Below are 25,917 nucleotides of genomic sequence, written 5' to 3' on the forward strand. Positions count from 1 at the left end.
GGAAGGGGGTAAGCCAATTAATATCTTTTGGTTCGGAATAAACATAGGAAGTTACGAAGGAGCGGAGTGATAGCGACGTGGAGCAGGCAATAGCATACATGAATAGCTTTTTTAGTATTCAATAAGCTTTTTTCTTTTTTGCATCGCCCAAAAAAGAACCAAAATCCTCATCCCCAACCCTTCTCCCATAGAGAAGGGAGTTTGATTCCTGACAGCATCCCTCGTGAGATTCAAAACACGTTCAGCATGACGCTTTAACAAATTGGAAGGGGGTAAGCCAATTAATATCTTTTGATTCGGAATAAACATAGGAAGTTACGAAGGAGCGGAGCGATAGCGATGTGGAGTTAGCAATAGCATACATGAATAGCTTTTTTAGGGTTCAATAAGCTTTTTTCTTTTTTGCATTGCCCAAAAAAGAACCAAAAAAGTCTAGGCTTATAGGAGGTTCTCTAAATTTATTGCTCGCTGCGCTGCATGCAAATTATAAGAGAACCTCCTGATAGGGCAGTACTGGAGTTTTAATAAACCTTGTTTTAAACTTATACTAAAGCTCCCTTCTCTCCCGAAGCGCAGGGGAGGAGAAAGGCCGAAGGTTACTTCGGTTCACTGCTCCTGGCGTCGCAATACTCAGCAATCAAAGGTTACCGCTTTTAAATAATGAATAACCAATAACAATCAAAGTTTCTCTTTTAAATACTGCGCGGTATAGGACTTTTTATTTTTAGCGACTTCTTCTGGAGTACCGGAAGCAATAAGGTGCCCGCCATTTTCGCCACCTTCCAAACCTAAATCAATCACGTGGTCTGCACATTTGATCAGATCCAGATTGTGTTCTACTACTAAAATAGAATGTCCTTTTTTAATCAAGGCCTGAAAAGAAGTCAGCAACTTCTGAATATCGTGAAAATGCAAACCGGTTGTAGGTTCGTCAAAAATGAACAGGTTCTTTTCTTTGGTGGTACCTTTTACTAAAAACGAGGCCAGTTTGATACGCTGTGCTTCTCCGCCCGAAAGCGTAGAGGAGCTTTGTCCCAGTGTTACATAGCCCAGACCTACATCTTGTAAGGGTTTGAGCTTGCGCGTTATTTTATCTTGTTTGTGTTCTTTAAAGAATGTTATCGCATCATCTATGGTTAGGTTGAGCATGTCGTCTATATTCTTGCCTTCAAAAGTAACTTCGAGTACTTCTTTTTTGAAACGCTTTCCTTTACAGACTTCACACTCTAAATGTACATCAGCCATAAACTGCATTTCGATGGTCACTTCGCCTTCTCCTTTACAGTTTTCACAACGTCCACCATCTACATTAAACGAGAAATGCTTGGTTTGAAAATTACGGATCTTACTGAGTTTCTGTCCCGCATATAACGAACGGATGTCGTCATAAGCTTTAATATAGGTCACCGGATTGGAACGCGAAGAACGCCCTATAGGATTCTGATCTACAAATTCTATGTGATTGATGTTGTCAAAGTTGCCTTCAATGCCGGTCATTTGACCCACTTTCTCCCCATAACCGCCTGTTTCTTTAAGCATAGACGGATATAAGAGCTTTTTAACCAGCGTACTTTTACCACTACCGGAAACTCCGGTTACCGCTACAAAAACACCTAATGGAAAACGAACATCTATATTCTTCAAATTATTCTCCCGAGCCCCGATGATATCCACATAATACTTAGAAGTTCGTCGGGTTTCAGGGACTTTGATCTCCATCTCTCCGTTGAGGTATTTTGCAGTTAGGGAGTTACTTTTAAGGATCTCATCGTAAGTACCCACAGCAACCACATCACCACCAAAAGTCCCGGCTTCCGGACCAATATCAATGATCTCATCGGCTGCCTTCATAATATCTTCATCGTGTTCTACCACAATCACCGTATTCCCCAGATCGCGTAGGTTTTTAAGTACCTCAATCAGACGCTCGGTATCTTTAGGATGCAAACCTATACTGGGTTCATCTAAGATATACATAGAGCCCACCAGACTACTTCCCAAAGAAGTGGCCAGGTTGATACGTTGCGATTCACCCCCGGAAAGGGTATTGGATTTTCGATTTAAAGTCAGGTAATTCAAACCAACTTTTGAAAGGAATTCTAATCTGCTTTCAATCTCCGTCAACAGGCGTTTTGCGATTTTGGTGTCGTGTTCGCTTAGTTTTAGTTGCTTGAAGAAATCAGCTACTTTGTTAAGTGGTAAGCCCACTAAATCTGTTATGGTCGCACCACCAATCTTGACGTAGTTAGCTTCTTTTCGCAGGCGTTTACCCCCACATGTTTTACAACGGGTTTTTCCGCGATAGCGCGAAAGCATCACCCTATTTTGGATTTTATAGGCTTTAGATTCTAAAAACTCAAAAAACGAATTCAAGCCTTCAAAATGTTTGTTTCCTTTCCAAATCAAGTCCTTTTGAGCTTCGGAAAGTTCGAAATACGGTTTATGAATAGGGAAATCAAACTTATAGGCATTATTCACGAGTTGGTCTCTATAATAACTCATACTATCCCCACGCCATGGAAAAATAGCATTCTCATAAACCGAAAGCGCCGTGTTAGGAATCACCAGATCCTCATCAATACCAATCACATCACCATAGCCCTCACAAGTAGGGCAGGCACCATACGGGTTGTTGAAACTGAATAAGTGTACATTAGGTTCGAGAAAGCTTATTCCATCCAATTCAAAACTGTTGCTAAAATGACGTTGTTTATTGGTGGCAAGATCTTCTACATAAGCTTCGCCCTTGCCTTCAAAAAATGCTGTTTGTACTGCATCAGCGAGCCGGTTGTAAAAATCTTCCTCGTCTTTTTTAATGATTCGGTCAACAACCAGAAAGAGATTGTCAGTCTTTTTGATGCTTCCGGTTTCTTCAATACGCACCACATCGTCATTTACTTTAATACGCGCATAACCTTGTTGCTTCAGGATATTCAGCTTTTCTTCAATCTTTCGGCCTTCTTCTAGAATAAACGGAGCCAGCAACAGCAATTTACTGCGCTCCTCAAAAGCGCGTACATATTCAACAACATCAGTTACCGTATCTTTTTTGACTTCGTCGCCAGAAATAGGAGAGTAAGTTCTCCCGACACGAGCAAAAAGCAATTTCAGGTAATCGTAAATCTCTGTAGAAGTCCCTACAGTAGAACGCGGGTTGGTACTGTTTACCTTTTGCTCAATGGCAATAGCAGGTGCAATACCTTTTATATAGTCAACCTTGGGTTTGTTTAAACGCCCTAAGAACTGGCGCGCATACGAAGATAAACTCTCCACATAGCGGCGCTGTCCTTCTGCATAAAGCGTGTCAAATGCAAGACTGGACTTACCCGAACCCGATAAACCGGTAATCACAACCAGTTTATTACGCGGTATTATGGTATTTATATTTTTTAAATTATGAAGCTTAGCCCCTTTAATGATGATATTCTGTTTAGGGTCCGCTTTAGAAACGTCAATGATCATAGCAATAGGTATAGGTATGCAAAGATAATTTATAGTATGGATAACCCATCAAAGATTTGCCCAACGTCCTGTTAATGTTAAAATTGTAGAACGGGTGTTGTTTATTTGGAATGAAAGTTGTTATATTTGGTTCACTATTAACAAATAAGCGAAACGCCTATATCTGAAAATTACTTTTTAAAACTTTGACCGGTCCTTAAAGGATCAACTTAACCTACAAAAGTAATTTTATGGAAGATATGTTAATAACTGACGCAGCTCTGGTCAGCAACTACATACAGGGCGATGAAGCGGCACTTTCTGTTTTAATATCAAGGCATCAGCAACGTATATATAGTTTTATTTACTCTAAGGTCTATGACCGTGATGTAACTGAAGACATTTTTCAGGATACCTTTATCAAAGTAATTCGCACGTTAAAACGCGGCGGATATAACGAAGAAGGAAAGTTTTTACCCTGGGTGATGCGTATTGCTCACAACCTGGTAATTGATTATTTTAGAAAGAACAAACGCATGCCGAAGTTTGACAACACCGGCGACTTTAACATATTTTCTGTTTTAGGAGATCCCGATTTAAATGCCGAAAAGCGCATTATTAAAGATCAGGTAGAAGAAGACGTGCGTAAACTTATTGAAGAATTACCTGAAGATCAACGCGATGTTTTGGTGATGCGTATCTATAAAGATATGAGTTTTAAAGAAATAGCAGAGCGTACCGATGTGAGTATCAACACCGCTCTGGGACGTATGCGTTATGCATTGATCAACCTGAGAAAGGTGATTGAGAAAAACAATATAATTTTAACAAATTGAAGTAAACTAAATCCAAAAAGTGTACGTTATAGGTAGACTAATAACCAAACGTCATTTGATGGAAAACATTTACTCTAAGAAATCGTGTGATCACGATAAAAACTTACAACCTTCTAAAGAGACGGTTAACCGCATTTTAAATTATTCTAAGGCTTTAAGTGTTATGAATACCAAATTTGGAAAGTTTGAGAACCTTCTCAATTAAAACTGAAAATCCCCGTTATTTAGCGGGGATTTTTGATTTAAGGTTCTTAAGATCATTTTTTAAGACCGAGGCAATTTAAAACGACTTAAAACTTTATATACATTTTCAGGGTCATCTTGAGCGTGATAGTTAAAATGAATTTGTTCAATATTTACTTCATAGGTTTCGCCCGAATATGGATATTCTGGCATGCAAATCAATTTGGGTTTGAATTTCGTTTCTTGAGTGAGAATAGCTATAGGATTTTCAATAGCTACACTCCAAGTTGCTTTGCCACCGTTTATTAAGGGGAGGTAGTTGTTAAGAATAATGTGTTTGATGATATCTGATATTTTCCAATTGGATTGAATTGTGATCTCTTGTAAATGGGAATCTATATCATCTCCTGCAGCAACACTGTCTCTATTAATTTTTATAGTTTTCACCCTATTTCTTCCCCTTATAATATTCTTTTAAAACACTTTTGCGACCTATGGTTGCGGTGATGATATCTTTATGGAGATCCCATCCGCGGGCCGGACTGTATTGCCGTCCGTACCAAATGATTTGCAGGTGGAGTTCGTTCCAAAGGTCTTTAGGAAAAAGACGCTTGGCATCTTTTTCGGTTTGAACTACGTTTTTACCATTGGTTAAATTCCAGCGATACATCAATCGGTGAATGTGCGTATCTACCGGAAATGCCGGTATATTAAAGGCCTGCGCTACAACAACACTTGCCGTTTTATGGCCTACCGCCGGTAACTGCTCCAGTTCTTCAATACTTTCAGGAACCCTTCCGTTATACTTATCAATTAAAATATGTGAGAGTCCGTATATACCTTTTGCTTTCATCGGTGACAAGCCCACCGGTTTGATGATCTCCCGTATTTCTTCCACAGAAAGCTTTATCATATCATATGGGTTGTCGGCAACTTCAAATAATAATGGTGTGATTTGATTCACCTTGACATCGGTACTTTGCGCACTCATCAAAACAGCGATGAGCAATGTATATGGATCTTTATGATCTAACGGAATGGGAATTTGTGGATACAAACGCTTTAACGTATCTATAACAAAGGTTACCTTATCGGCTTTAGTCATTATCTGTAATTTTAGGGTCTGAATGCAAAAGAAGCAATTGCTTCACTATAATTAAAGTAATAATAAGAATAATAAAAATAAACCGATATGAACATGCTTAAAGAAGGAGATCAAGTACCTGAATTTACTACAACAGATCAGGACGGTAACGAAGTAAAATGGAGTGATTATGCAACTAAAAAAGTTGTGGTGTTCTTTTATCCTAAGGCTTCTACACCGGGCTGTACGGCAGAAGCGTGTAACCTGAGAGATCATTATAAAGCGTTGCAAGCTGCAGGGTACGAACTGCTGGGAGTAAGTGCAGATTCTGAAAAACGCCAGCGTAATTTTAAAACTAAATATGAGTTCCCATTTCCGTTATTGGCAGATGAAGATAAAACGGTGATCAACGCTTTTGGTGTTTGGGGACCTAAAAAATTTATGGGGAAAGAATACGACGGAATTCACCGTACTACCTTTATTGTAGAAAACGGCACCGTAACCCGTGTCATCGGAAAAGTAAAAACAAAAGATCACGCTGCGCAGATCTTAGAATAGCAATTACCTACATAAATAAGAATTGAAGAGGCTGCTAATTAAGCAGTCTTTTTTTTTCAGTATTCTAAAATCAATTTGTGCCCGCTTAACACAAATCCTTAGAACAGGTTTAAATAGTAAAGTTGCGGTAACTTTTTTAACGTTTAATTGATTTAAAATTAATTCAACCACGATGCGAAATTAACCTCCCTCAAGAGTCCTAATGATAGATTTGTTTCAAACTAAAAATCAAACTTTATTTAAAAATGACTACACTTAAAAAACTTCTTTTTAACCTTATGATGCTTGCATCGGTAAGTGTTGTATTTCTTGCTTGTGATGTAGAAGACGGTATGGATGGTATCGACGGAATTGACGGTGAGGACGGAACCGACGGCATTGACGGTGAGGATGGTGAAGATTTCACTCCAGACCCGGGAATGTTCTCAAACAAATCTAACTTAGCTCCACTAGTAGCGATGATGCCGCAGTTTAATTATGTTAATGCGTATTCAATAATCAGTTCTTCTGATACGCTAAGCAACGACTTTAAATTAATAGGTGCTCAGGACGGTGCCGGATTTTTAAAAGATCCAGATAGTGATGGTTATATATATGTTGTAAATGCCGAAGATACCTATGCTGTTTCTCGTATTATGCTCGATAAAGATTTAAAACCTATAAGCGGCGAGTGGTTATTGAATTCAAGTGTGGGAGACTACGCGCGCCAATGTAGCGGTACCATGTGGGAAGCTGCAATTCACGGCGGTTCACAGGATCTGTTTCTTTCAGCTTCAGAAAGCATAAATTACGATGTAAAAGGAATTGATCCTTATATGATCCCAACTCCAGGTGCAGATTTTGGCCTGGATGCTTTAGGCGAATTCTCTTGGGAAAACGCAGTGCCGCTACCTAAAGATGCTTACTCAGGAAAGACAGTTATCATTGGTGGAGATGATGATTCAGATGTTTCTGAAGGTCAGGTGACGATGTACCTTTCTGAGAATGGGGATGCGGACTTAGATAATGGTAAGATCTACGTGTTGCGTTTTAAAGAAATTAGCGACAATACAGGTGGGAAAACAGAAGTAACAGCCGGCGAAATTTATAACGAAAGCGATCTGGATTTTCAGGAAACATATGCCGTTGAATTTGTAGAAATTCCTAACGGAAAGGATATGACAAAAGATGAAATGGAAGACGCTTGCGTAGCGGTTCAGGCATCTGGTTTTATGCGTGTTGAAGATGTAGATTATCAAAAAGGCTCTGCTGCAAATAATCGCAACGTATATTTTGCAGTTACCGGTAGAGGACCTGAAGGAAACTACAACAACTGGGGAACCGTTTACAAATTAGAGTTGGATGAAAACAATCCGCTTGAAGGTCAATTAACGCAAGTAATTAGCGGAAACACCAATACTAACAATGAGGATGGTAATGTTTCGGTATTGCAGAGCCCTGATAACATCTGTGTGACTGAAAACTTTATTTATACACAGGAAGACCCTAACTCATTCAGCAGGGGGCATTCAGCTTACATCTATCAATCTGATTTAAATGGAAACAACACCAGCGTTGTTTTGGAGTTTGTAGTACGTCAGGATCTTGCTCCTAACGGTACAGGATTAAGTGGCGAGTATGGTGCGTTGATTGATATCTCGGATAAAGTAGGACAACCGGGTACATTTATCCTCAATCTTCAGCCTCACTATTGGAGAGATGATAGCTTCAGAGGTCGTGATGGACATACCTTTACAGATGGTACTTATGAGGATAATCAAGGTGGACAAATTGTTTTATTACAGGGCTTACCAAGATAAGTTTTAGATGAACAATATTTAAAAACCTCCGTTTTTTGACGGGGGTTTTTTCTATGAAATCAAATTTAGAGATAATGAAAATACCTTTAAAAATACTGATGCTGACAGTTACACTGGTGTCGGTTATGTTTTCTGCTTGTAAAAATGAAGAAAAAACAACGCAGAGCGATGAATTGGTAGCACGGGTAGATTGGACAGCAGTACAAGATTTTTATTTAGAAAACAGCAAAAAAACTTTAGCTTATTTAGATAGCCTGAATACCTCATCAGTCTCATCAGAAGCTGCTAAAATCTATTTTATAGAAGCCCGTAAAGCGTTTAAAGAAGCAGAGCCGTATGCTTCCTACCTCAAACCCGAAGTAGGACATCAGGCAAACGGCCCGGCTTTGCCACGCTTGACCGATGATACCCAGCGCGTATTGTTGCCCATTGGGCTTCAGAAGATTGAAGAATCTATTTATGAAGGTGGTGTATCTGAAAATAACTTTAAACGGGAAGTTGAACTGACTCGCGGTCTTGTTCAGGTATTGCACGACGCTATCGAGAAACGCGACCTTAATGAACAACGTTTTTTTATTGCTACACACCAGCAGTTGATGCGTATGGTAAGTTTTGGAATTACCGGTTTTGATACGCCCGTTAGCGGTTTGGGATTAGAGGAAACTAAGGCTTCTTTACAAAATTTGATAACTGTTTACGGTTTGAGTGTTCAGGAACTGGTGCAATCTAAGGATGCAGCTCTTGATAAAAAATTACAAAAGCAAGTGACTGAAGCGATCAATTTTATAGGTGATAATCCTAATTTTGAAACTTTTGACCGTTATACTTTTCTTAGGGAGTATTTTAACCCGGTAATGCGTAGTTGGGTCGCCATTCGCAAAGCTTCCGGTTTAGGGGAGCCGGTGTTGCATAAGCCCTTCAATTTTGATGCCCCCACCTTCTTTGAAGAAGATTCTTTTAATGTTGAATACTTCAGGGCGATTACCAATCGCAATCCTTCCGAAGCTAAAATTGCATTGGGCAAACGCTTGTTTTTTGATAAGAATTTATCTCAGGCTAAGGATATGGCTTGCGTGACCTGTCACAATCCGAAGTTGACCTATACAGACGGACTCGTAACCAATCTGAATAACTCGGGTAATCCGTTAAAACGCAATTCACCTACCTTGATCAATGCTATTTTTCAACGTGGTTTTTTCTGGGATGGCAGAGCCGAAACTTTACTGGCGCAAATTTCTGGCGTGTTCACCAATAAGGAGGAATTCAACAGCAGTGTTCATGAATTTTCTGATGAGGTTCTGAAAGATTCTACATATTATGAGGCTTTTAAAGAAGTCTTTGGTACGCGCCGTAAATGGAGTAATGACGAAACCATAAAAGCGCTTTCGGCTTATATTTCTACGCTTAACGGTTTCAGTTCTAAATTTGATAAAAATATCAGAGGTGAAGTAGACACGTTCACAGCGTCTGAAAAACTGGGTATGAACTTGTTTATGGGAAAAGCTTTGTGCGCGACCTGTCACTTTATGCCCTTGACCAGCGGAACGGTGCCCCCATTTTTTACCGATACTGAAAAAGAAGTTATTGGAGTACCGGAGACTGCAGCTAATAAACACCTTGATGATGATCTGGGTTTTTATTTTATGTATACTGAGCCTATACAATTGGGAATGTTTAAAACCCCTACGGTACGTAATGTGGCGCTTACCGCACCGTATATGCATAATGGCGTGTATCAAACTTTAGAAGAAGTCATCGATTTTTACAACAAAGGCGGTGGCGGTGGTCTGGGCTTTGATTTACCGCATCAAACTCTGCCTTTTGATAATCTTGATTTAACCGATACCGAGCAAACAGCTCTGATAGATTTTTTAAAAAACCTTACAGATGTTCCTCAGGAAACCGAATATTAGCTTTCTTTAAAGCGCGTTTGAAGCTCATAAATATTTAAATCTCGGTGATTGCGTAAAATAGTTCAAATTTTAGCAGCAACTTAACAGGTTGCTGCTTTAACTTTGTACCTGTTATGAAAGCAGTTATCTATTCCATATTTATGTTTTTGTTCTTGCTCTTGGGAGCAGGGCAAACTTCTTATGGTTTTGCTACAGATAGTATTTCTTTACCGCAAGACAGTTCTAGACATATTGCGGTTTTTGAGCGCGCCAATGATAAAGCAGTTGCCGTAGAGCAACTCACGCTGGCAGAACCAGCGGTATCGGTTGATGCACAACAGCAACAAAACCAGACAGATCGTTTCCGTAATTTTAGCGGTTCTGGCTTACTGAATTACACGTTTGCATCACCGATTGATACCAGCTATTTAGAGCAATCAGCGTTGATTACTGCGTCGTGTACCAGTCTGGTACTTATTTTTCCTTTTCATTTATTTCCGTAAAGAACATTCTTTTTTAGAACGCGCGTAGGCAGTCTGTTGATTTGTACTACGACTTTGTGATGCTCTGCATCCATTAAATTTTTAAAAACAGAATACCTTATTATTATGAAAATAGACATGATTGTGGTTTTCGCCTTTGTGGTGGGAATCGTAGCACTACCTTATATATTCTTTATCTTATTTGGATCAAGCAATACCAAAAAGATCCATGCTAAATTTAAAGAGGAAGCCTCTAAAAATGATTTGTCTTTAGCGCAAAGCGAAACGTGGAACGGTCGCCAAATAGCGATTGATACTATTAAAAATGTCTTGTTGTACGGTCGTATTGTACAGGATAAACTCATTTTTGAATACATAGATCTTGCTCAAATTAGTCAGGTGAACATCTTTGAAGATTCAAAAACCAAGCGTATTGACGGTAAAGTGATAACGACTTTAGAAAATTTAGCTTTAACCTTTACTCCTCAAGGAAACGGAACTCCTGTAACACTTAATTTTTACGATTCGCTTTTTGATGCGTCTCAAAACTTTGAACTCAAACGAGCTACACAGTGGAAAAATACCATTGCACAGCAACTCCATATTAAATCAGCTCATCATGTAGCTGCTTAATGTGCCTTTTCCCCCTTATAGGCAAAAACCTCGGTCTTCTATGAAGCCGAGGTTTTTTATTGGCACCGCCAAAGGGTTTTATATCCCGTCCCGCTATCGGGATGCCTCGAAATAATTTACTTCCCGTTATGAGTGAATAAATAATTAGTCAGTAACGTATATAAATGTCTGCGGGTATTTTCTCCTTCATAAATACCGTGAGAACGGTTGGGGTAGGCCATCATCGTAAATTGTTTGTTGTGTTTGATGAGTTCGTTGACCAGGTATTCCATATTCTGATAATGTACGTTATCATCACCAGTTCCGTGAACAACGAGCAGATTTCCTTCTAAATCTTTTGCATAAGTTGCAGGCGACCCTTCCCTAAAATCTTCTTTGTTTTCCTGTGGAAGTCCCATATAACGCTCCTGATAAATGTTATCATAAAACAGCTGATTGGCTACAGCAGCTACAGCCATTCCGGTTTGATAAAGTTCAGGATACCGAAACATCAGATTTAAAGTCATAGAGCCCCCGCCGCTCCAGCCCCAGACAGACACACGGTTTTCATCTAAGAAACTCCATTTTTTCAAAAGAGCTTTTGTCGCCATCGCCTGATCGCGAGAATTAATCACACCCACTTTGCGATAGATAGACTTACGCCAGTCGCTTCCTTTTAAAGAAGGCGTACCGCGGTTGTCCATATTGATAATTACAAACCCATTTTGCGCTAAAAAGATATCGTACAAACCGATGAAATTATCAGTAGCCATTTGTCCCCAAGGCTCACCATATACGTGAAAAAGTACCGGGTATTCTTCAGAAGCATCAAAACCTGTTGGTTTGGTGATACGCCCTTCAACCACAATACCGTCTTCGGTCTCTACTTGAAAAAACTCAGTCTCCGGCATAGCCAAGGTAGATAGTTTATCCTTTAGCTTTTGATTAGTTATTAGGGTTTTAATGGTTTTGTGTTTCGGTAAACCAATCAAACGCGTTGTAGTCGGTGTAGTCACATCGGTGTGATTGTGAATAGCATATTTTCCGTTAGGAGCGATTTGATAGGTATTGATTCCTTCAAATGTTGACGGAGTCAAACGCTGGGGTTTTCCTTTTCCGCTTAGCGATGCTTTAAATAAATAGCGCTGTGCAGGGCTTTCAGGTGAAGCCGAAAAGAATACTTCTTTATCTGTTGCAGTATAAAAAGCCGCTACATCATAAGCCCCGGGCGTCAACAAAGTCTTTTTACCATCTTTAAGCCGCACTTTATAAATGTGTCTCCACGCGTCATTCTCGGTCATTCTTAAAAAAGCCGACTGATCATCGGTAAGTAACAAGTCGTTTTTACCCCATTGATTGGCGGAAACATCGGGATAATCCAGATCAACCCAGGTATCTTCAGTTTCGGTATACACGTTTTTAATCACATCTGTAGAAGGCGTATAGGTAAAGATCTTAAGCGTATTTTGCTTGCGGTTTAATTGCTGAATCAACAACAAATCTTCATTAATCCATTGCAGCGCAGGAATGTAATGTTGTACGGCATCTCCCGGAACAGCAATCCAATGGGTCTTTTGAGTTTCGGTATTTACAATACCTACTTTAGCTGAAGACGGATCGTAACCGGTTTTAGGATACTGTAAGGGAATAGGCTTAGCATACACCGAATCTGTATTGTTTATCATATAAAAGGTGCCTATTTCTGAAGCATCCAGTTGCCAATACGCGATGTGCTTTCCGTCAGGATTCCAACGAAAGCCATCACGAGCCCCAAATTCTTCTTCATAAACCCAGTCAAAAGTTCCGTTGATGATATCGCCGGTTCCGTCTGTGGTGAGCTGCGTTACTTCGCCGGTTTTGAAGTCTTCTTCGTATAAATTGAAGCCCGAAACATAAGCTACCTTTTTATTAGCATCCGAAAACTTAGCAAACATCAGCGAAGAGGAGGGAAGGTCAGTTCCCAGTTGCTTCAGCTTTTTGGTATCCAAATCATAAACCCAGTAATCTCCTTTTGTATTAGAACGCCATACCCGACTGGTATTGGTAAAAATCAATACTTTGCTTTCATCCTTAGAAAGGCTGAAATCTGCTACACGTAAAGCTTGACTAGCTCCGGCAGGCGTAAGCGCATCAGCACTTAAAAAGACTTCCTGATCGTTAGATTTACTTTCATATTTGATCAATTGATCCTCTCCAGAATCCGTACGCTCTATGGTTACAAAAGCCTCACCATCGTTAATCCAGCTGATGGAGCGGGCATTGTCACCATTAAATTCTGGTGAGTAAATGCGATCTAAAGTCAGTTTAGAAAGATCTTGTTCCTGAGCAGTAGCAGTAAACCCTATCTGGGCTGCCACTAGTACAACGAATACGTGTTTTAAAATTCTCATGATTTAGTTGTTTCTTAATTTTTCGATAGCTGCTACGGTTTTCGCAAGTGGTTCTCCCAGGAGATCGCTGCCGTCTTTGGTGATCACAAAATCTTCTTCAACGCGGATACCGCCAAAGGTTTTGAACTTTTCAACTTCGTCGTAATTCACAAAATCCATATACTTATTTTGGGCTCTACGCTCGTCAATCAAAAACGGATTGAAATACAAGCCGGGTTCAACCGTAAGCACAAAATCTTCTTGTAGTTCCTTACCCAGACGCAAGGATTTTAAACCAAACTCGGTGCTTTTCTCAAGTTCTGGCGTGTAGCCTACATATTGCTCGCCCATATTTTCCATATCATGAATATCAAGCCCCATCATATGGCCCAATCCACACTGAAAGAACAAGGTGTGTGCTCCAGCCGCAACAGCATCGTCTGCATTCCCTTTCATCAAGCCCAAATCAGTGAGCCCTTCTACTAACTTCTTAGAAGCTAAAAGGTGTACCTCTTTAAAACGAATACCGGGTTTTAGTGCAGCAATCGCACTCTCGTGTGCGTTTAAAACAATGTTGTACACCTCTTTTTGAAGTGGTGTAAAGGTTTTGCCTGCAGGGAAGGTACGGGTCATATCACCCCCATACCCCATTTTATTATAAGCACCACTATCACATAAAACCAAATCACCTTCACTCAGTTTTGCTGTTGTCGCGTGGTTGTGTAAATATTGTCCATCTTTAGTCAAAATAATAGGGAAAGCGAGACCGCCACCGCCACTTACAGCAATACCATTTAAAGCACCGGCAACTTCCATTTCGGTCATTCCGGGTCTTGTATTTCTAATAGCATACTCGTGCATTTTACGCGTGATGTTTACCGCTTCGTGCAGTTCTACTAATTCTTCAGCAGATTTGCGTTCGCGCTGTGCGACAACAGCTTTTATCAGTTCAACAGATTTATTGGCTTCAACTTCCGCAAGCGGAATATTCAATAAATCACTTATAGCCATCTTTTGAGCTCCACGATAAGGAGGCAAGTAATGCACCTGTTGCCCTTTTTTTAACTGTGTTTTTAAATAAGAAGCAACCTGATCCAAAGGTTTTACGGTACTGAAGCCTGACTTTTCAGCAAAGCTTTCTAGTTTTTCCGGGGAGCCTATCCATACTTTTTCTTCTGGGGTAGCATTGTTTCCAAAAAGGATTTCTTCTCCGGTATCTATATTGATCAGAAAATACAAATCAGGGATATGATCAATCCCGGTATAATATAAAAAGCTGCTGTCTTGTTTGAATGGATACCAGTTGTCAGCATAGTTCATCGAACTTTCTCCGTTACCAGGTAAAAGTACGATGCCGCTTTTTAGGGTTTGTTTTAAGATATTTCGTCTGTTGACATATGTGTTTTTAGGGAACATAAAGATGTAAAAGTTTTAAAAATTTATTGGCACCGCCAAAGGGTTTAATATTCCGTCCCGAGCTATCGGGATGCCTCGAAATTGAAAATTTGTTTCCAACGAATGCCTCGTGGGCCTGCCTTTGTCGGCAGACAGGCTTGCCCCGAGGTAGTTTACTTCACCGGTTTGAAGATTTCTGTGAATTTAGAGCGCTAAAAACCGGGCATTGGCTGCTAAATTATCAAAATGCATCGGGACTGAATAAACAACTATTGCCCTATTGTATGCATTTATTAGCAGGTAAAAACAAAAAGAGGCTGAAAGGGCCTCTTTTTATGCAAAATATAGCACTTGACTCGATAATCGAGAGGTAACTACTTTGAGGCTTGACTCGAAGTCAAAAGCTGTTTCATTGGCACCGCCAAAGGGTTTAATACCCCGTCCCGCTATCGAGATGCCTCGAAATTGAAAATTTGTTTCTAACGAATGCCTCGTGGGCCTGCCTTTGTCGGCAGACAGGCTTGTCCCGAGGTAGTTTACTTTATGCTTTATGGGCTTGTCTCCAAGTGAATTTTTAGGGGTTCTCCAGCCTGTTTTTTACGTATTCGATCTCTGTTTTGCCGTGGGGTTTGGCATTCCCGTTTTCATCTAGACCAACCATAACAATCTTATCGATGGTGATGATGGTTTCCCGAGTCATTTTGTTACGGACTTCACATTTCAACGTGATTGAAGCATTACCAAATTTTACCGGTTCGAGACCTATTTCTACAATATCACCTTCGCGGGCACTGGCTTTAAAATCTATTTCACTGATATATTTAGTAACCGTACGTGGATTTTCTAATTGAATGATTGCATATAAAGCAGCTTCTTCGTCAATCCACTCTAAAAGCCGACCTCCAAAAAGGGAACGGTTGGGATTTAAGTCCTGTGGTTTGATCCATTTTCGGGTGTGAAAATTCATGGTATTTGTCTTTAAGATTTCTACTGCAAATTTAAGACTTATACCTCCTAAACGGTGCTAAACACAGCTAGTTTCCTTTATGATTCGATAGAATTTTTAGATAGCATTACACCACTTTAAGGCTACTATAACCCTGCCCGTTTTGAGTGAGTTGTATTTGAGTGGCAATGCGTTCTTTTAGGCTGTCTACGTGACTGATAACCCCAATCATTTTTGAAGATTCGGCTTGTAAGACTTCTAGCGTGTCTAAGGTTTGATCTAAAGTTTCCGGGTCTAATGTTCCAAAACCTTCATCTATAAACAAACTGTTGATTTCAATATTGCGAGAAGCCAAATCAGATAAGGCCAGCGCAAGCGCCAGACTCAAAATAAAGGTTTCTCCACCACTCAGGGTTTTGATCGATCTGCGTTGTCCACCCATATGCTCATCTATCGCAACCAAACTGTCATCTTCATCATCAGTGGGTTGATCAATACGGTACCGGTCTGTAAGGTGGGTTAAGCGTTTGTTGGCAAGTTGCAGCAATTGCGCAAGCGTTAGATCCTGTGCAAAGTCATTGAATTTGTCACCTTTAGAATCGCCAATCAGATCTTTGAGAATAAGCCAATGTTCTGAGTCTTTTAATTCCTTATCAATTTGTGTTTTTAAATCAAAAATCCACTTTAAATATTGTTTTTGATTTAAAATAGTGCGCGTGATTTCTCCCGCTAGTTTTTCATTTTCTGTGAGCGCAGCTGCTTTTATTTTTTGTTGTTCTTGTAACTCTTCAAGAGGAATCTCATCTGCTGCATCGGCTAAGGTTTTAATTTCTTCAACGAGTTTATTACGCAGTGTTTTTAAACGCAAGAGTTGGTTTTCAAGCTCCTGGTTTTCGTGTGCCCAGGCTTGAGCCTGAGTTGCATTGAGCCGAATAGCAATTGCAGCTTCTATAGCATCGTAACCTTTAGGCTTCAGTTTGCTGAGTAAATCAGAACTGATTTTTTCGTTTTCTATTTTAAGTGTTTCTGAAGTTTCTTCTGCAGCTTTTAAAAGTTGATTTTGTTGTGCAGCATTCTGTTCGTTGCTGTTCCAGGAAGTTTCGGCTTCACCGATTTCTTGCTCAAAATTTTCACCTTTAAATAAGCCAGTGATCGCCTTTTTCTTCTCGATACCAGAATCAATAAGCGTTTGTAGTTCCTGCGTTTGTACTTTTAGATTCGCATAAAGACTGCGCGTGTCTTGTAGTTTTTTAGCAGCTGCTAAGTCTTGCTCCTGTTTTTCTAACATATTTTCTAGCACTGTAAAATCGTTTTCCTCAATTTCTTTCAGAACGGTTTTAAACTGTGTTGTGAATTCGCTTTGAACGGTTTTTACGTGTGCTGTTCCGACTTGTATGCGTTGCTGTAAATCACTGCTTTGTTGCGTAAATTGCTTTAAGGCTGTTTGATGTTCTGTAAACGATTTGTTCAAGATTTTAAGCTCTTGCTCCAATAGGCTTACGGCTTTTTTTAGTCCGTTTTCTTCCAGCGGTAGATGTGCTGCAAACGGATGATGTAACGCGCCGCATAAGGGACAAGCTTCATCGGGTTTTAAATCCCTGCGGAAATCTTCCAACTGTTTTTGCAATTGTTCAACTTCAAGCTTGTTTTGCTTGGCTTCCAGTTGGGCTTCTTTCAGCTCAATCTCACTTTTGAGTTTAGAAAGTTTATCAGGTAAATCGGCTGATTGGGTTTGCAGCTTTTTCAATTCATTTTGCTGTTCCTGCAATTTTGATTTTTGGTTCTCTAAATCCCGATGTGCTTTTTCAGCCTGACGAATGAGTCGCAGTTTCTGCTGCAGTTTATTTTGCAGATCTTCAACCGACTGGTTTGCCAAATCAAATTGTTGTTTCAATTTTTGATAGGCTGCAGAATTCTCCCGTTCCTGTATTTCCAGTTCTTCTTGAAAAGCAGTCAAGTTAGAAACAGAAGCGGTAAGTTTCAAGGGTTTTGCTAAAGTCTCAATATGCGTTTTAGTGGTTTTATAGGTAGCAGCAATCGTACTGCGCTCTGTAATCAGTGTGCGTATGCGGTTTTTATAAGCCGTTACTTTTTCTAAGAAATTATCAGGAGTAACTGCTAATTGAAAGGTTTCCTTAAAGCGTACGGTTAAAGTCTCACGTTGTTTTTTAGCTTGCTGAAGCACTTCGCTTGCAACAGAAATTTCCTGCTTTTTATCTTTTAGTTTGTTTTGTAAACTTTGCCATTGATTGAGTTCTTCCCCAAACAATTGTACCTCTTGATGCCGTTTTAAAGCTTCGCCTTTTTCGGTGTCAAATTTTTCTTTCTGAAGCGCAAAGCTTTCCAGTTGTTGCACGGTTTGCTTCAGTTCGTTTTCTTCTTTTTGAAGCTTGTTTTTAAGATCAAGTTCTTTAGCGAGGCGTTCTAATTCTTGTTGCAGTTGTTTTTTTTCCGTAGCTAATTTTTCAGCTTCCTGCTGTTTTTCAGCAAAGACCGCTTCTTCTAATAACTGCTCTTTGTAGGTTTCTATCTTAGCACGTTTGGCATCTATCTCTTTAGCGCGCTCTTTATGTTTCAGAAAAACTTCTTGCCCGATGCGTCGGTAAATTTCGGTACCGGTAATTTTCTCAAGCAATGCGCCGCGTTCCTTTTTCGGAACTTGTAAAAACTTGGCAAATTCGCCTTGCGCGAGAACAACCGACTTGATAAACTGATCGTAATTGAGTCCGATGAGTTCCTCATTTTTAGTAGGCACATCAGACTTCTTTAAGTCTAAAAGCGTGTTGCCGGTAACATTTGCAATCTCCATGTGATAATCGCGCAGGTTTCCGTTTCTATTGGTAGAGATTTCCCATTTTGATGCGAAAATTCCGTCTTTACATTGGTAGGTAATTTCTGCAAAAGCATCACTCTGATTGCGGGTAAGAATGGCTCCTTTTTTTAAAACCTCAGTGGTGCTCATTTTACCAAGTCGCGGCACCTGATTAAACAGCGCTAAGGAAATCACATCGAGAATGGTGGTCTTACCACTACCGGTGGGACCGGTGATGGCAAAAAGACTGTTTTGTAAAAAGGGTTCTTTAGTAAAATCGATCTTATGCTCGCCGCGTAGCGAGTTGATATTTTTAAATGCGATCTTTAATATTTTCATAGTTTAAGGCTGATCTGCTGTATGTATTTCCTCTAGAATTTCTTGAAAAGCCTGAGTTACCCGTGCTTTGATTTCGGTATCGTAACTGTTTTGCTCCAGCATTTTTTGAAACACTTCTTGTGGCTTGAGATCTTCAAGGTGTATATGCGATTCAAAGAGTTTTCCGGTTTCCTGAAGGCGGTTTTTAAAGCTAGCCCGATGCTTTACAATTTCTAGTCCGGGTGTATCAAAGCTGGTGACGCTTTCATCTAATTGAGCCAGTACATGCGCATCAAAATCATCTTCAATAAGTTCGACTTCAATCAGATCCGTGAGTTCACCTTGTGGGGTAAGGTTGCTCAGTTTCGCTTTTATATTTTCTAAAGTACCGCTAATCTTATGCAGTTTTCTAAAATTGGGTATCGAAAGACTCTGCGGTTCAAAACCGGTTCTGGTATCTAAAATCAGCACTCGTTTTTCATCGCTACGTTCACTAAAAGAAAGAGGCAGGGGCGAACCGCTGTAAAACGTAGGAATGCTTGCACTCACGCGCTGGGGTTTATGAATATGTCCCAGCGCCACATAACTGAAATAGTCGCCAAACTGACTCGCCTGAAAGGCTGCTTGATTGCCGATCTGAATATCACGCTCACTTTCTGAAGCCTCGATGCCTGCAGCATATAAATGTCCCATGGCTATGGCGGGCAGATCGAAATATTTTTGTTTGCACAGGTCCGCTGCTTGTGCGAATGTGGCTTCCATACCTTTGCGAATGGCTTCAATGCGGTTATCATAGGTAACGCCGGTTTCGGCACTGCGTATATCGCTATCCCGTAAAAACGGAATCGCAGCAACAACGAGTTCGGTTTCGCCCTGTTTATTAGAAACTGGTATGATACAGTCTTTAAGATCCTGTGGCAGACCACCAATGATGTGAACATTGAGCGCTTCCAGAATTTCGCGGGGCGCATCTAACATGGTAGGCGAATCGTGATTGCCACCCGTGATGATGATTTTACAGTTGAGAATGCTTAGTTTTTTAAGCGCCAGGTAGTATTGCCGGCGTGCTTCTGCAGACGGGTTTGCCAGATCAAACACGTCACCTGAAATCAGTAGAAGCTCTATTTTTTCATCTTCAATGATTTGCAATAACCAATTGATAAACAGCTCAAAGTCTGCGTGTAAATAATGTTTGTGTAATTTTTTACCGATATGCCAGTCAGCGGTATGCAGGATTTTCATGTACCAGATTTTAATTGCGTAGGATGAAAGCCGAAGTTACGAAAATTGATAAGTAGATCAGAAAGGTTGTTCAAGGTTAAATGTGGGATAGTTGAAAGCTATAATAGACCAGAATATTAAGCAAATGGTATCTTATCTAAAAAAACTTAGTGTTAGAAACTTTAGAATGGCATTGTATGGAACATCACTTAAACTGCGACATAATGATCTTTTCATAAATCCCATCGCCTAGCCATTTGCGTAAGGCCATCGCAGGTTTTGCCATAAAACCTTTTGCATATCGGCGTTTTGGTTTTTTTACTGTTGCTGCTTTGGCAATGGTTTTTCCTAAAACTGCAACATCAGTTAAGCGATCACTGGTATAGGCATCGTGCATACTGTCTGCTGCAGCATTTGCAAAGTTAGCATAAGCACCAGACCCTGAATTTTCTTTTAGGTTTTTTGCCGCAATGGTTCCCCAGTCGGTTTTTATAGCTCCCGGCTGTATGATCACCACATCTATATCAAAAGCTTTCAATTCGAGGCGTAAACAATCGCTCCAGCCTTCAAGTGCGTGTTTTGTAGCGTGGTACCAGGCACCAAAAGGGGTGTATATTTTACCTGCCATTGATGAAATATTTACAATACGACCATGCTTATTTTTTCGCATACTTGGGAGTACCAACTGTGTGATGCGCGCCAACCCGAAAAGATTGACTTCAAACTGACGTTTTGCTTCTTCAATGGAAACATCTTCCACCGCTCCATAAGATCCGTAACCGGCGTTGTTAATCAGTACATCAATACGGCCTTCTTTTTGAAGAATGGTATTCACGCATGTTTGTATAGAATCTTCTTTGGTCAGATCGAGAAACTGGGTGTGCATCCCTAATTTTTCGAGATCTTGCATTTCTTCAAGTCTGCGGGCTGCGCCATAAACGGTATGACCTTTTGCAAGTAATTTTTTGGCAGTAGACTTTCCTATACCCGAGCTCGTTCCGGTGATTAAAATAACTTTTTGCATAGCAGCTTTATTTTTTCTTTTGAAGTTACTCAATAATGCAGAGTTTCCGGTTTTAGAATATGCTTTGAACCAAATCACTTTAAATAGTGAAGCTATTTATTTATGAGTCAGTTGAAATGTGATAACTAAGCGTTACTTAAAAAGCTTCACCGATACTTAAATAGAAATTATTTCCGTCTGGAGTAAACGCATAATCAAAGCGTAAATAAATATCTTTTTTCTGAAAGAGTAAAAAGCGGGCACCGGCACCGGCAGACCATTTTAGATTGTTCATTTTGATTTCATTAAATCCATCAAAAACTTCACCAATACCGGTAAATACCGTTGCTCCAATACGATTCGTAAAACCTAATTTGAGCGGTAAGAAACGATATTCAATTTGAGCAGCAAGCTGATTTCGGTCTCTAAATCTTCCTTTAAAATACCCCCGCATCATATTCTCTCCTCCCATATAGGAGAGCTGATTGAAGGGAACATCGCCACCAAAATTAAATTCACCCAGAAGCTGTGCAGCTAGCACATCGTTTTTTCCTATTTTTTTGAAAAACCGGTTATCAGTCGTGATGATCTGATATTTCACATCGCTTTTCCAAAACGGATTGTAGTTGATATATGCAAACTCACTAAAAAATGCATCGCGCTCATTCAATACATTGTGCCGCTCGTCATAAACCAAGCCTAACCCCATGCCAAAGCTAGTCGTGCCTTCGGCTCCAAAAGGTAAATCAAAATTTGCTAAAGGCTCTTCTTCTTCCGGACTTTTAAATGTTACGTTACTCAGACTTCTAAAATCGGTTTCTAAACCCACGTAAAAGTTTTTAGTAACGTTTCTTAAAACCCGTTCTTTAATACGTATTTGGGTTGCATCAACTAGCGCGATATTTTCTTTTGGGACCTCATTGCCAATGCCGTAATATTTAAGTGGGAATTGTTCGAAATCTAAATCACCCAGAAAAAACCACTTGTCCTGATCAGCATATACAGCGTGATTGATGCGAAGACCGTATTGCCCGTTTAAGGTGAAAAAAGCGTAGGCATTTATTTCACTAAGTCTGTTATTAACATTTTCATTGGCATAAAAGACATAAAGCGGTACTACTCCAAATTCAATACCAGTTTCCGGGCGGTACCCCATTACAGGATAGATAAGAAATTGTGCTTTTTCCTTTGCAACAGTATCGTTAAAGATGTTATTGATATAGCGGGAAATGAATCCCTTTTTTGACTTTTCAGCTTTAGATTCTGTATCCTGTGCTTGTATCTGAAGACCAAGAAATAGAAATATACTAAGGTTTAGAACTAGGAAACATAATTTTCTCAGCATAGTAGGTTTTCAAGCAAAAATAGCCTTTTACTCGATAATCGAGATTTAAATGCTCCGAGACTTGTCTCGTTCTAAAAATGTAGTGTTCCGTTTAATGCTTCGGGGGCCTGTCTGCCGACAAAGGCAGGCCTGCCCCGAAGTAGTTTACAAGCTGAAAAAACCAACTCAATACCTAAGGAAATCCTAATTTTTAAGCTGAATCACCCTATATCCTGATTGATTAAATACAGACTTACAGTCTATTTAAAAAGGAAGCATCCCAGACGAATACCTATAATAGGAGAGAAATACGCTTTATCATAATCATCAAAACCAAGACCGCCTCCTAAGTTGAGATCCAACTTGAACCCACTTTTGTAATAACGCTGTAATCCCCACACAGGCCCTATCACGCCAAAGTAATCTTCATAGTACTCCAGATTACCAATAATAGGTTTGCCAGTTTGTACTGCACCACTTAAGGCTAGATAATTAGCACTGTTGTTAGTCGTGTTTTTACCTTTATCATGTCTTTTTTTTAAGTTGTAGTAATAGCGGTATTGCACATTAAAAATAGGGTAAACACCATATCCTTCTCCAAAAAAACCTTTGCGATATGCGAAGCCGGTACCTATTCTAAAATCTAATGTGGTTGTATTGGTAAGACCCAGTTCGTATTCTAAGCCTGGGGTTAAAATGTTTACAGAAAGCAGGCCTTTTTCTACACCGTTTTGTTGTTGTGCATTTAGCGTAAAAAGAGTACAAAAAGAAAAGCTAAGGAGCAAAATGTATTTCATGGAGGAGAATACTAATTATTTGATTGATTGGGTAAATATATAGAAGTGGACCTTATTAGCGACAGTTATAAGTTTATTTAATCATACCTTCTTTTATTTGCTTAAAAATTAAGAGCTTGTATATCGTTTACGTTTAATATTGTATGGCTTTTCTTTATTGAAACTATGTAGCATCATATCTGGTATTACCAATACAATTCCTATTATCGAACATGTGGATTTTTAAATTAGTATTTCGCCAATCAGCGCAAAAAGTACTTCTGCTGACTAGTGGCTTCAACAGAAGCTAAAGTTTTTTCATTTTTTAGTACCCTGTCAGTTGCCATAAAAAACAAAACTATAACAATTACACCTGGCTTATTTACACAATTAATATGCCCAGTAAGATTATTAAAGAAAACGCAAGAGCTTGGATGTATATAGCTTTTTTGTTGAAAGTCCAAGCAACCACTTCACTATTCCTTTTACATCAGCTGTAAGTAATGAGGGATTAGTTGATCTCCAATTATCATGCTTGCTTTTGATATTTAAGTAACTCAAAAGTCAATTTGAATCGTACTCACAGTCAGTTATTTCAGGAAATTTATAATCTATTATCTTAAATTCTAAGACTTGATTATCTGCTCCTAAATATCATTTTCTCTTTTTTGGGCTCCTCAAAACTACTCTTTTTCACAGTTATTTTACTAAAGTATTCTATAAAGCGATAGGGCAAGTTTTTTAGGGTATTCTTAGGGGTTTAAGCATAGATTGACCGTTGATTCACCATTGTTTGTGCATATACACTAGGGTTTAATAGTAAAATAAGGATTAAAGTATGCATGATCAATGTTCAAAATTCAAACTTGATCTGTAATTGATTGATTTGAAATGCGGTGTATTTTGGTTAAATAATGTAAGGTGAGAAGTCACAACAAGCTCCTGTGTATTACTTAAATTTATCCTTCTTTTTAAGTCCGTTTTTATGATTCAAAAAATAAATTTATTCTTAATTATTCTGATTTTCAATGCATTAAATCCTGTTGCTGCTCAAAAGGAATCAGAGATACACTACCAATTAAATTTCTCGGAAGCTCAGGAGCATTATATAGCAGTAAGCCTAAAACTGAGTAATCTTAAAGAATCTACTACAACACTTGTTTTACCGGTATGGACCCCCGGTTACTATAAAATTTTAGACAACCCTGCTCATATTGTAGATTTTCAGGCAATTACCGCTGATAACGCTAAGCTTGATTGGCATAAATCTTCAAAAAACAAATGGGTAATCAATACGAATAAGCAGACTTCAATACGTGTTAGCTATCGGGTTTATGCCAACAGAAAATCGGTAGCAGAGTCTAATGTCAATGCGACTTATGCTTTTCTGGCAAATACAGATGTTTTTATGTTTCCGGAAGGAAAAAAAGAGGATTCGATATCTCTTGCGGTTGAATTGCCAGAGCAGTGGAGTGAGATTGCTACCGGTTTAAAAAAGCAAGAAGATGAACTCTTCTATGCATCAAATTTTGATGTGTTGTATGATAGTCCGTTGTATTTGGGTAACCAGAAGATGTTTGATTTTCAACAACTGGGTAAAGACTTTACACTGGCTATTGCCACGCCAGAGGGTTTTAATAAAGATCGATTTATAAAAGATTTACGGGAGATTATTTTGCGTACGACCGATTTGATGCAACATATTCCGTTTGAAGAATACACGTTTATAATGATGGAAGCCGGAGGTGGTGGTCTGGAACATGCCAATTCGCAAGCGGTTTTTACCTACGGAAGTTTTGATTTTAAAACAGATGCAGATTATAAAGCTTTTCTCAATTTTATCACCCACGAGTATTTTCACCTGTATAATGTAAAAGCTTTACGACCGGTTGAATTAGGACCGTTTGATTACAGTAAAGAAAATTATACAACAATGCTTTGGGTAGCCGAAGGTTTTACCGTGTATTATGAATATCTTATTATGCGTGATGCCGGCCTGATCAATTCGCAGGAAGTGCTCCACTATTTAAGCAGTCATTTTAAAGCGATAGAAAATAAAGAAGGGAAGGAGCATATGTCTTTAGAACGTTCGAGTTTTGATGTATGGAATCACTTTTTAAACAAGGATGCGATTACCGATGCAACCACCATTTCGTATTATCAAAAAGGACCTATTATAGCATTGTTGTTGGATTTGGCTATTCGCCACGAAAGTGAAAACAAGCATTCATTAGATGATGTGATGCGCTATTTATACAAGGTTTATTATCAAGAACAGGAGCAGGGCTATACCGAAGATGAATTTTGGCAAGCTGTTGCAGAACTAGCAGGTAAATCACTGGATGAATTGCGGGGTTATGTAGAAACTACAACAGCACCTGATTATGAAAAGTACTTAGCTTACGGAGCTTTGGCTTTAGATTTAACCGAAGTTGACAACCCGGAAACAACACTTGTGGAACGTGAATACCAACTTATCAAAACGGAACCAAAGACTAGTTTACAAAAGGAAATTAGGGAGGCGCTTTTAAGAGAGTAGTACGGGTTAATACTTTCAATGCAATGTGTTGGGTTTTTATCTTTTTCTAACATGAGAATAAAGTAGTCGGGCCTTTGGTGATCATCTTAGTATTTATACCTGATGATTTCAGACCAACTTATCATTTATTTATTAGTTGAAAAAAATTACTGGTTTCTTGATCACGCGTATGTGTAATGGTTGAGAAGTGCTGGTGATTTCTGCTTTTCCTTTTGCTTTTGTGAATTTGTTTAAATCTGAAAGCTTTGCCATTATCCGATCTATTCGCACACTTGACATTCCCCATCGATACCCACCCGTTTCTAATGAGTTTTTAAATTCATTTAT

General features: G+C 39.3%; 19 protein-coding genes. 8 read left to right on the forward strand and 11 right to left on the reverse strand.

The features are described 5' to 3' along the window. Window positions 1-678 precede the first annotated feature (678 nt). On the reverse strand, window positions 679-3,462 hold the full coding sequence (uvrA, locus tag BUB91_RS02195; protein ID WP_073096413.1) for an excinuclease ABC subunit UvrA: 2,784 nt from the start codon (window positions 3,460-3,462) through the stop codon (window positions 679-681). 230 nt (window positions 3,463-3,692) lie between these two features. On the opposite strand from uvrA, the gene BUB91_RS02200 reads away from it, so the two are divergent. Together BUB91_RS02200 and BUB91_RS20875 are read left to right on the forward strand one after the other, a co-directional pair. Then, window positions 3,693-4,277 carry an RNA polymerase sigma factor gene (locus BUB91_RS02200; protein ID WP_073096415.1) on the forward strand — a complete coding sequence of 195 codons (585 nt, stop codon included), beginning with the start codon at window positions 3,693-3,695 and terminating at the stop codon, window positions 4,275-4,277. Between the two features lie 58 nt (window positions 4,278-4,335). Further along, complete coding sequence (locus BUB91_RS20875; RefSeq protein ID WP_164917811.1) at window positions 4,336-4,482, forward strand: hypothetical protein; 147 nt, start codon at window positions 4,336-4,338, stop codon at window positions 4,480-4,482. A gap of 59 nt (window positions 4,483-4,541) precedes the next feature. On the opposite strand, the gene BUB91_RS02205 is transcribed toward BUB91_RS20875, so the two are convergent. After that, window positions 4,542-4,907: a hypothetical protein gene (locus tag BUB91_RS02205; protein ID WP_083557808.1), complete on the reverse strand. Its 366-nt coding sequence runs from the start codon at window positions 4,905-4,907 to the stop codon at window positions 4,542-4,544. Window position 4,908: 1 nt separating this feature from the next. Then, window positions 4,909-5,565 (reverse strand): endonuclease III domain-containing protein, encoded by a 657-nt coding sequence (locus BUB91_RS02210; protein ID WP_073096417.1) that lies wholly within the window; start codon window positions 5,563-5,565, stop codon window positions 4,909-4,911. 87 nt (window positions 5,566-5,652) lie between these two features. On the opposite strand from BUB91_RS02210, the gene bcp reads away from it, so the two are divergent. From bcp to BUB91_RS02235, 5 genes are all read left to right on the forward strand, one after another. After that, entirely contained in the window at window positions 5,653-6,102 is a 450-nt protein-coding gene (bcp, locus tag BUB91_RS02215; protein WP_073096419.1) for a thioredoxin-dependent thiol peroxidase, read from the forward strand. Window positions 6,103-6,347: 245 nt separating this feature from the next. Continuing rightward, on the forward strand, window positions 6,348-7,901 hold the full coding sequence (locus BUB91_RS02220; protein ID WP_073096421.1) for a PhoX family protein: 1,554 nt from the start codon (window positions 6,348-6,350) through the stop codon (window positions 7,899-7,901). Between the two features lie 74 nt (window positions 7,902-7,975). Further along, on the forward strand, window positions 7,976-9,814 hold the full coding sequence (locus BUB91_RS02225) for a cytochrome c peroxidase (RefSeq protein WP_073097173.1): 1,839 nt from the start codon (window positions 7,976-7,978) through the stop codon (window positions 9,812-9,814). 113 nt (window positions 9,815-9,927) lie between these two features. Next, complete coding sequence (locus BUB91_RS02230) at window positions 9,928-10,296, forward strand: hypothetical protein (RefSeq protein WP_073096423.1); 369 nt, start codon at window positions 9,928-9,930, stop codon at window positions 10,294-10,296. A gap of 105 nt (window positions 10,297-10,401) precedes the next feature. Continuing rightward, entirely contained in the window at window positions 10,402-10,908 is a 507-nt protein-coding gene (locus BUB91_RS02235) for a hypothetical protein (RefSeq protein WP_073096425.1), read from the forward strand. A 116-nt stretch (window positions 10,909-11,024) separates the two neighbouring features. Here BUB91_RS02235 and BUB91_RS02240 read toward each other — a convergent pair whose 3' ends face one another. From BUB91_RS02240 to BUB91_RS02280, 8 genes are all read right to left on the reverse strand, one after another. After that, window positions 11,025-13,277, reverse strand: coding sequence for a S9 family peptidase (locus BUB91_RS02240; protein ID WP_073096427.1), 2,253 nt, complete (start codon window positions 13,275-13,277; stop codon window positions 11,025-11,027). A 3-nt stretch (window positions 13,278-13,280) separates the two neighbouring features. Further along, a complete protein-coding gene (locus BUB91_RS02245; RefSeq protein WP_073096429.1) occupies window positions 13,281-14,672 on the reverse strand; it encodes an aminopeptidase P family protein in 1,392 nt (463 codons plus the stop codon). Between the two features lie 553 nt (window positions 14,673-15,225). Beyond that, a complete protein-coding gene (locus BUB91_RS02255) occupies window positions 15,226-15,618 on the reverse strand; it encodes an acyl-CoA thioesterase (RefSeq protein WP_073096433.1) in 393 nt (130 codons plus the stop codon). Between the two features lie 106 nt (window positions 15,619-15,724). Next, window positions 15,725-18,748: an AAA family ATPase gene (locus tag BUB91_RS02260; protein WP_073096435.1), complete on the reverse strand. Its 3,024-nt coding sequence runs from the start codon at window positions 18,746-18,748 to the stop codon at window positions 15,725-15,727. A gap of 3 nt (window positions 18,749-18,751) precedes the next feature. Then, complete coding sequence (locus BUB91_RS02265; protein ID WP_073096437.1) at window positions 18,752-19,969, reverse strand: exonuclease SbcCD subunit D C-terminal domain-containing protein; 1,218 nt, start codon at window positions 19,967-19,969, stop codon at window positions 18,752-18,754. 184 nt (window positions 19,970-20,153) lie between these two features. Further along, on the reverse strand, window positions 20,154-20,972 hold the full coding sequence (locus BUB91_RS02270; protein ID WP_073097175.1) for an oxidoreductase: 819 nt from the start codon (window positions 20,970-20,972) through the stop codon (window positions 20,154-20,156). Between the two features lie 136 nt (window positions 20,973-21,108). Continuing rightward, complete coding sequence (locus tag BUB91_RS02275; RefSeq protein WP_073096439.1) at window positions 21,109-22,296, reverse strand: BamA/TamA family outer membrane protein; 1,188 nt, start codon at window positions 22,294-22,296, stop codon at window positions 21,109-21,111. Between the two features lie 239 nt (window positions 22,297-22,535). After that, on the reverse strand, window positions 22,536-23,072 hold the full coding sequence (locus BUB91_RS02280) for a hypothetical protein (RefSeq protein ID WP_073096441.1): 537 nt from the start codon (window positions 23,070-23,072) through the stop codon (window positions 22,536-22,538). Window positions 23,073-24,036: 964 nt separating this feature from the next. Here BUB91_RS02280 and BUB91_RS02285 point away from each other — a divergent pair. Next, window positions 24,037-25,590, forward strand: coding sequence for a M61 family metallopeptidase (locus tag BUB91_RS02285; protein WP_073096443.1), 1,554 nt, complete (start codon window positions 24,037-24,039; stop codon window positions 25,588-25,590). Window positions 25,591-25,917: the final 327 nt, after the last annotated feature.

The sequence above is a fragment of the Leeuwenhoekiella marinoflava DSM 3653 genome, from assembly GCF_900129005.1.
GTDB classification, from domain to species: Bacteria; Bacteroidota; Bacteroidia; order Flavobacteriales; family Flavobacteriaceae; genus Leeuwenhoekiella; species Leeuwenhoekiella marinoflava.

Bases quoted from the DNA above. Each gene is read 5' to 3' on its own strand.
- uvrA (WP_073096413.1), bottom strand. From the start codon at position 3,462: ATGATCATTGACGTTTCTAAAGCGGACCCTAAACAGAATATCATCATT.
- BUB91_RS02200 (WP_073096415.1), top strand. From the start codon at position 3,693: ATGGAAGATATGTTAATAACTGACGCAGCTCTGGTCAGCAACTACATA.
- BUB91_RS20875 (WP_164917811.1), top strand. From the start codon at position 4,336: ATGGAAAACATTTACTCTAAGAAATCGTGTGATCACGATAAAAACTTA.
- BUB91_RS02210 (WP_073096417.1), bottom strand. From the start codon at position 5,565: ATGACTAAAGCCGATAAGGTAACCTTTGTTATAGATACGTTAAAGCGT.
- bcp (WP_073096419.1), top strand. From the start codon at position 5,653: ATGAACATGCTTAAAGAAGGAGATCAAGTACCTGAATTTACTACAACA.
- BUB91_RS02220 (WP_073096421.1), top strand. From the start codon at position 6,348: ATGACTACACTTAAAAAACTTCTTTTTAACCTTATGATGCTTGCATCG.
- BUB91_RS02225 (WP_073097173.1), top strand. From the start codon at position 7,976: ATGAAAATACCTTTAAAAATACTGATGCTGACAGTTACACTGGTGTCG.
- BUB91_RS02230 (WP_073096423.1), top strand. From the start codon at position 9,928: ATGAAAGCAGTTATCTATTCCATATTTATGTTTTTGTTCTTGCTCTTG.
- BUB91_RS02235 (WP_073096425.1), top strand. From the start codon at position 10,402: ATGAAAATAGACATGATTGTGGTTTTCGCCTTTGTGGTGGGAATCGTA.
- BUB91_RS02240 (WP_073096427.1), bottom strand. From the start codon at position 13,277: ATGAGAATTTTAAAACACGTATTCGTTGTACTAGTGGCAGCCCAGATA.
- BUB91_RS02245 (WP_073096429.1), bottom strand. From the start codon at position 14,672: ATGTTCCCTAAAAACACATATGTCAACAGACGAAATATCTTAAAACAA.
- BUB91_RS02255 (WP_073096433.1), bottom strand. From the start codon at position 15,618: ATGAATTTTCACACCCGAAAATGGATCAAACCACAGGACTTAAATCCC.
- BUB91_RS02260 (WP_073096435.1), bottom strand. From the start codon at position 18,748: ATGAAAATATTAAAGATCGCATTTAAAAATATCAACTCGCTACGCGGC.
- BUB91_RS02265 (WP_073096437.1), bottom strand. From the start codon at position 19,969: ATGAAAATCCTGCATACCGCTGACTGGCATATCGGTAAAAAATTACAC.
- BUB91_RS02270 (WP_073097175.1), bottom strand. From the start codon at position 20,972: ATGCAAAAAGTTATTTTAATCACCGGAACGAGCTCGGGTATAGGAAAG.
- BUB91_RS02275 (WP_073096439.1), bottom strand. From the start codon at position 22,296: ATGCTGAGAAAATTATGTTTCCTAGTTCTAAACCTTAGTATATTTCTA.
- BUB91_RS02280 (WP_073096441.1), bottom strand. From the start codon at position 23,072: ATGAAATACATTTTGCTCCTTAGCTTTTCTTTTTGTACTCTTTTTACG.
- BUB91_RS02285 (WP_073096443.1), top strand. From the start codon at position 24,037: ATGATTCAAAAAATAAATTTATTCTTAATTATTCTGATTTTCAATGCA.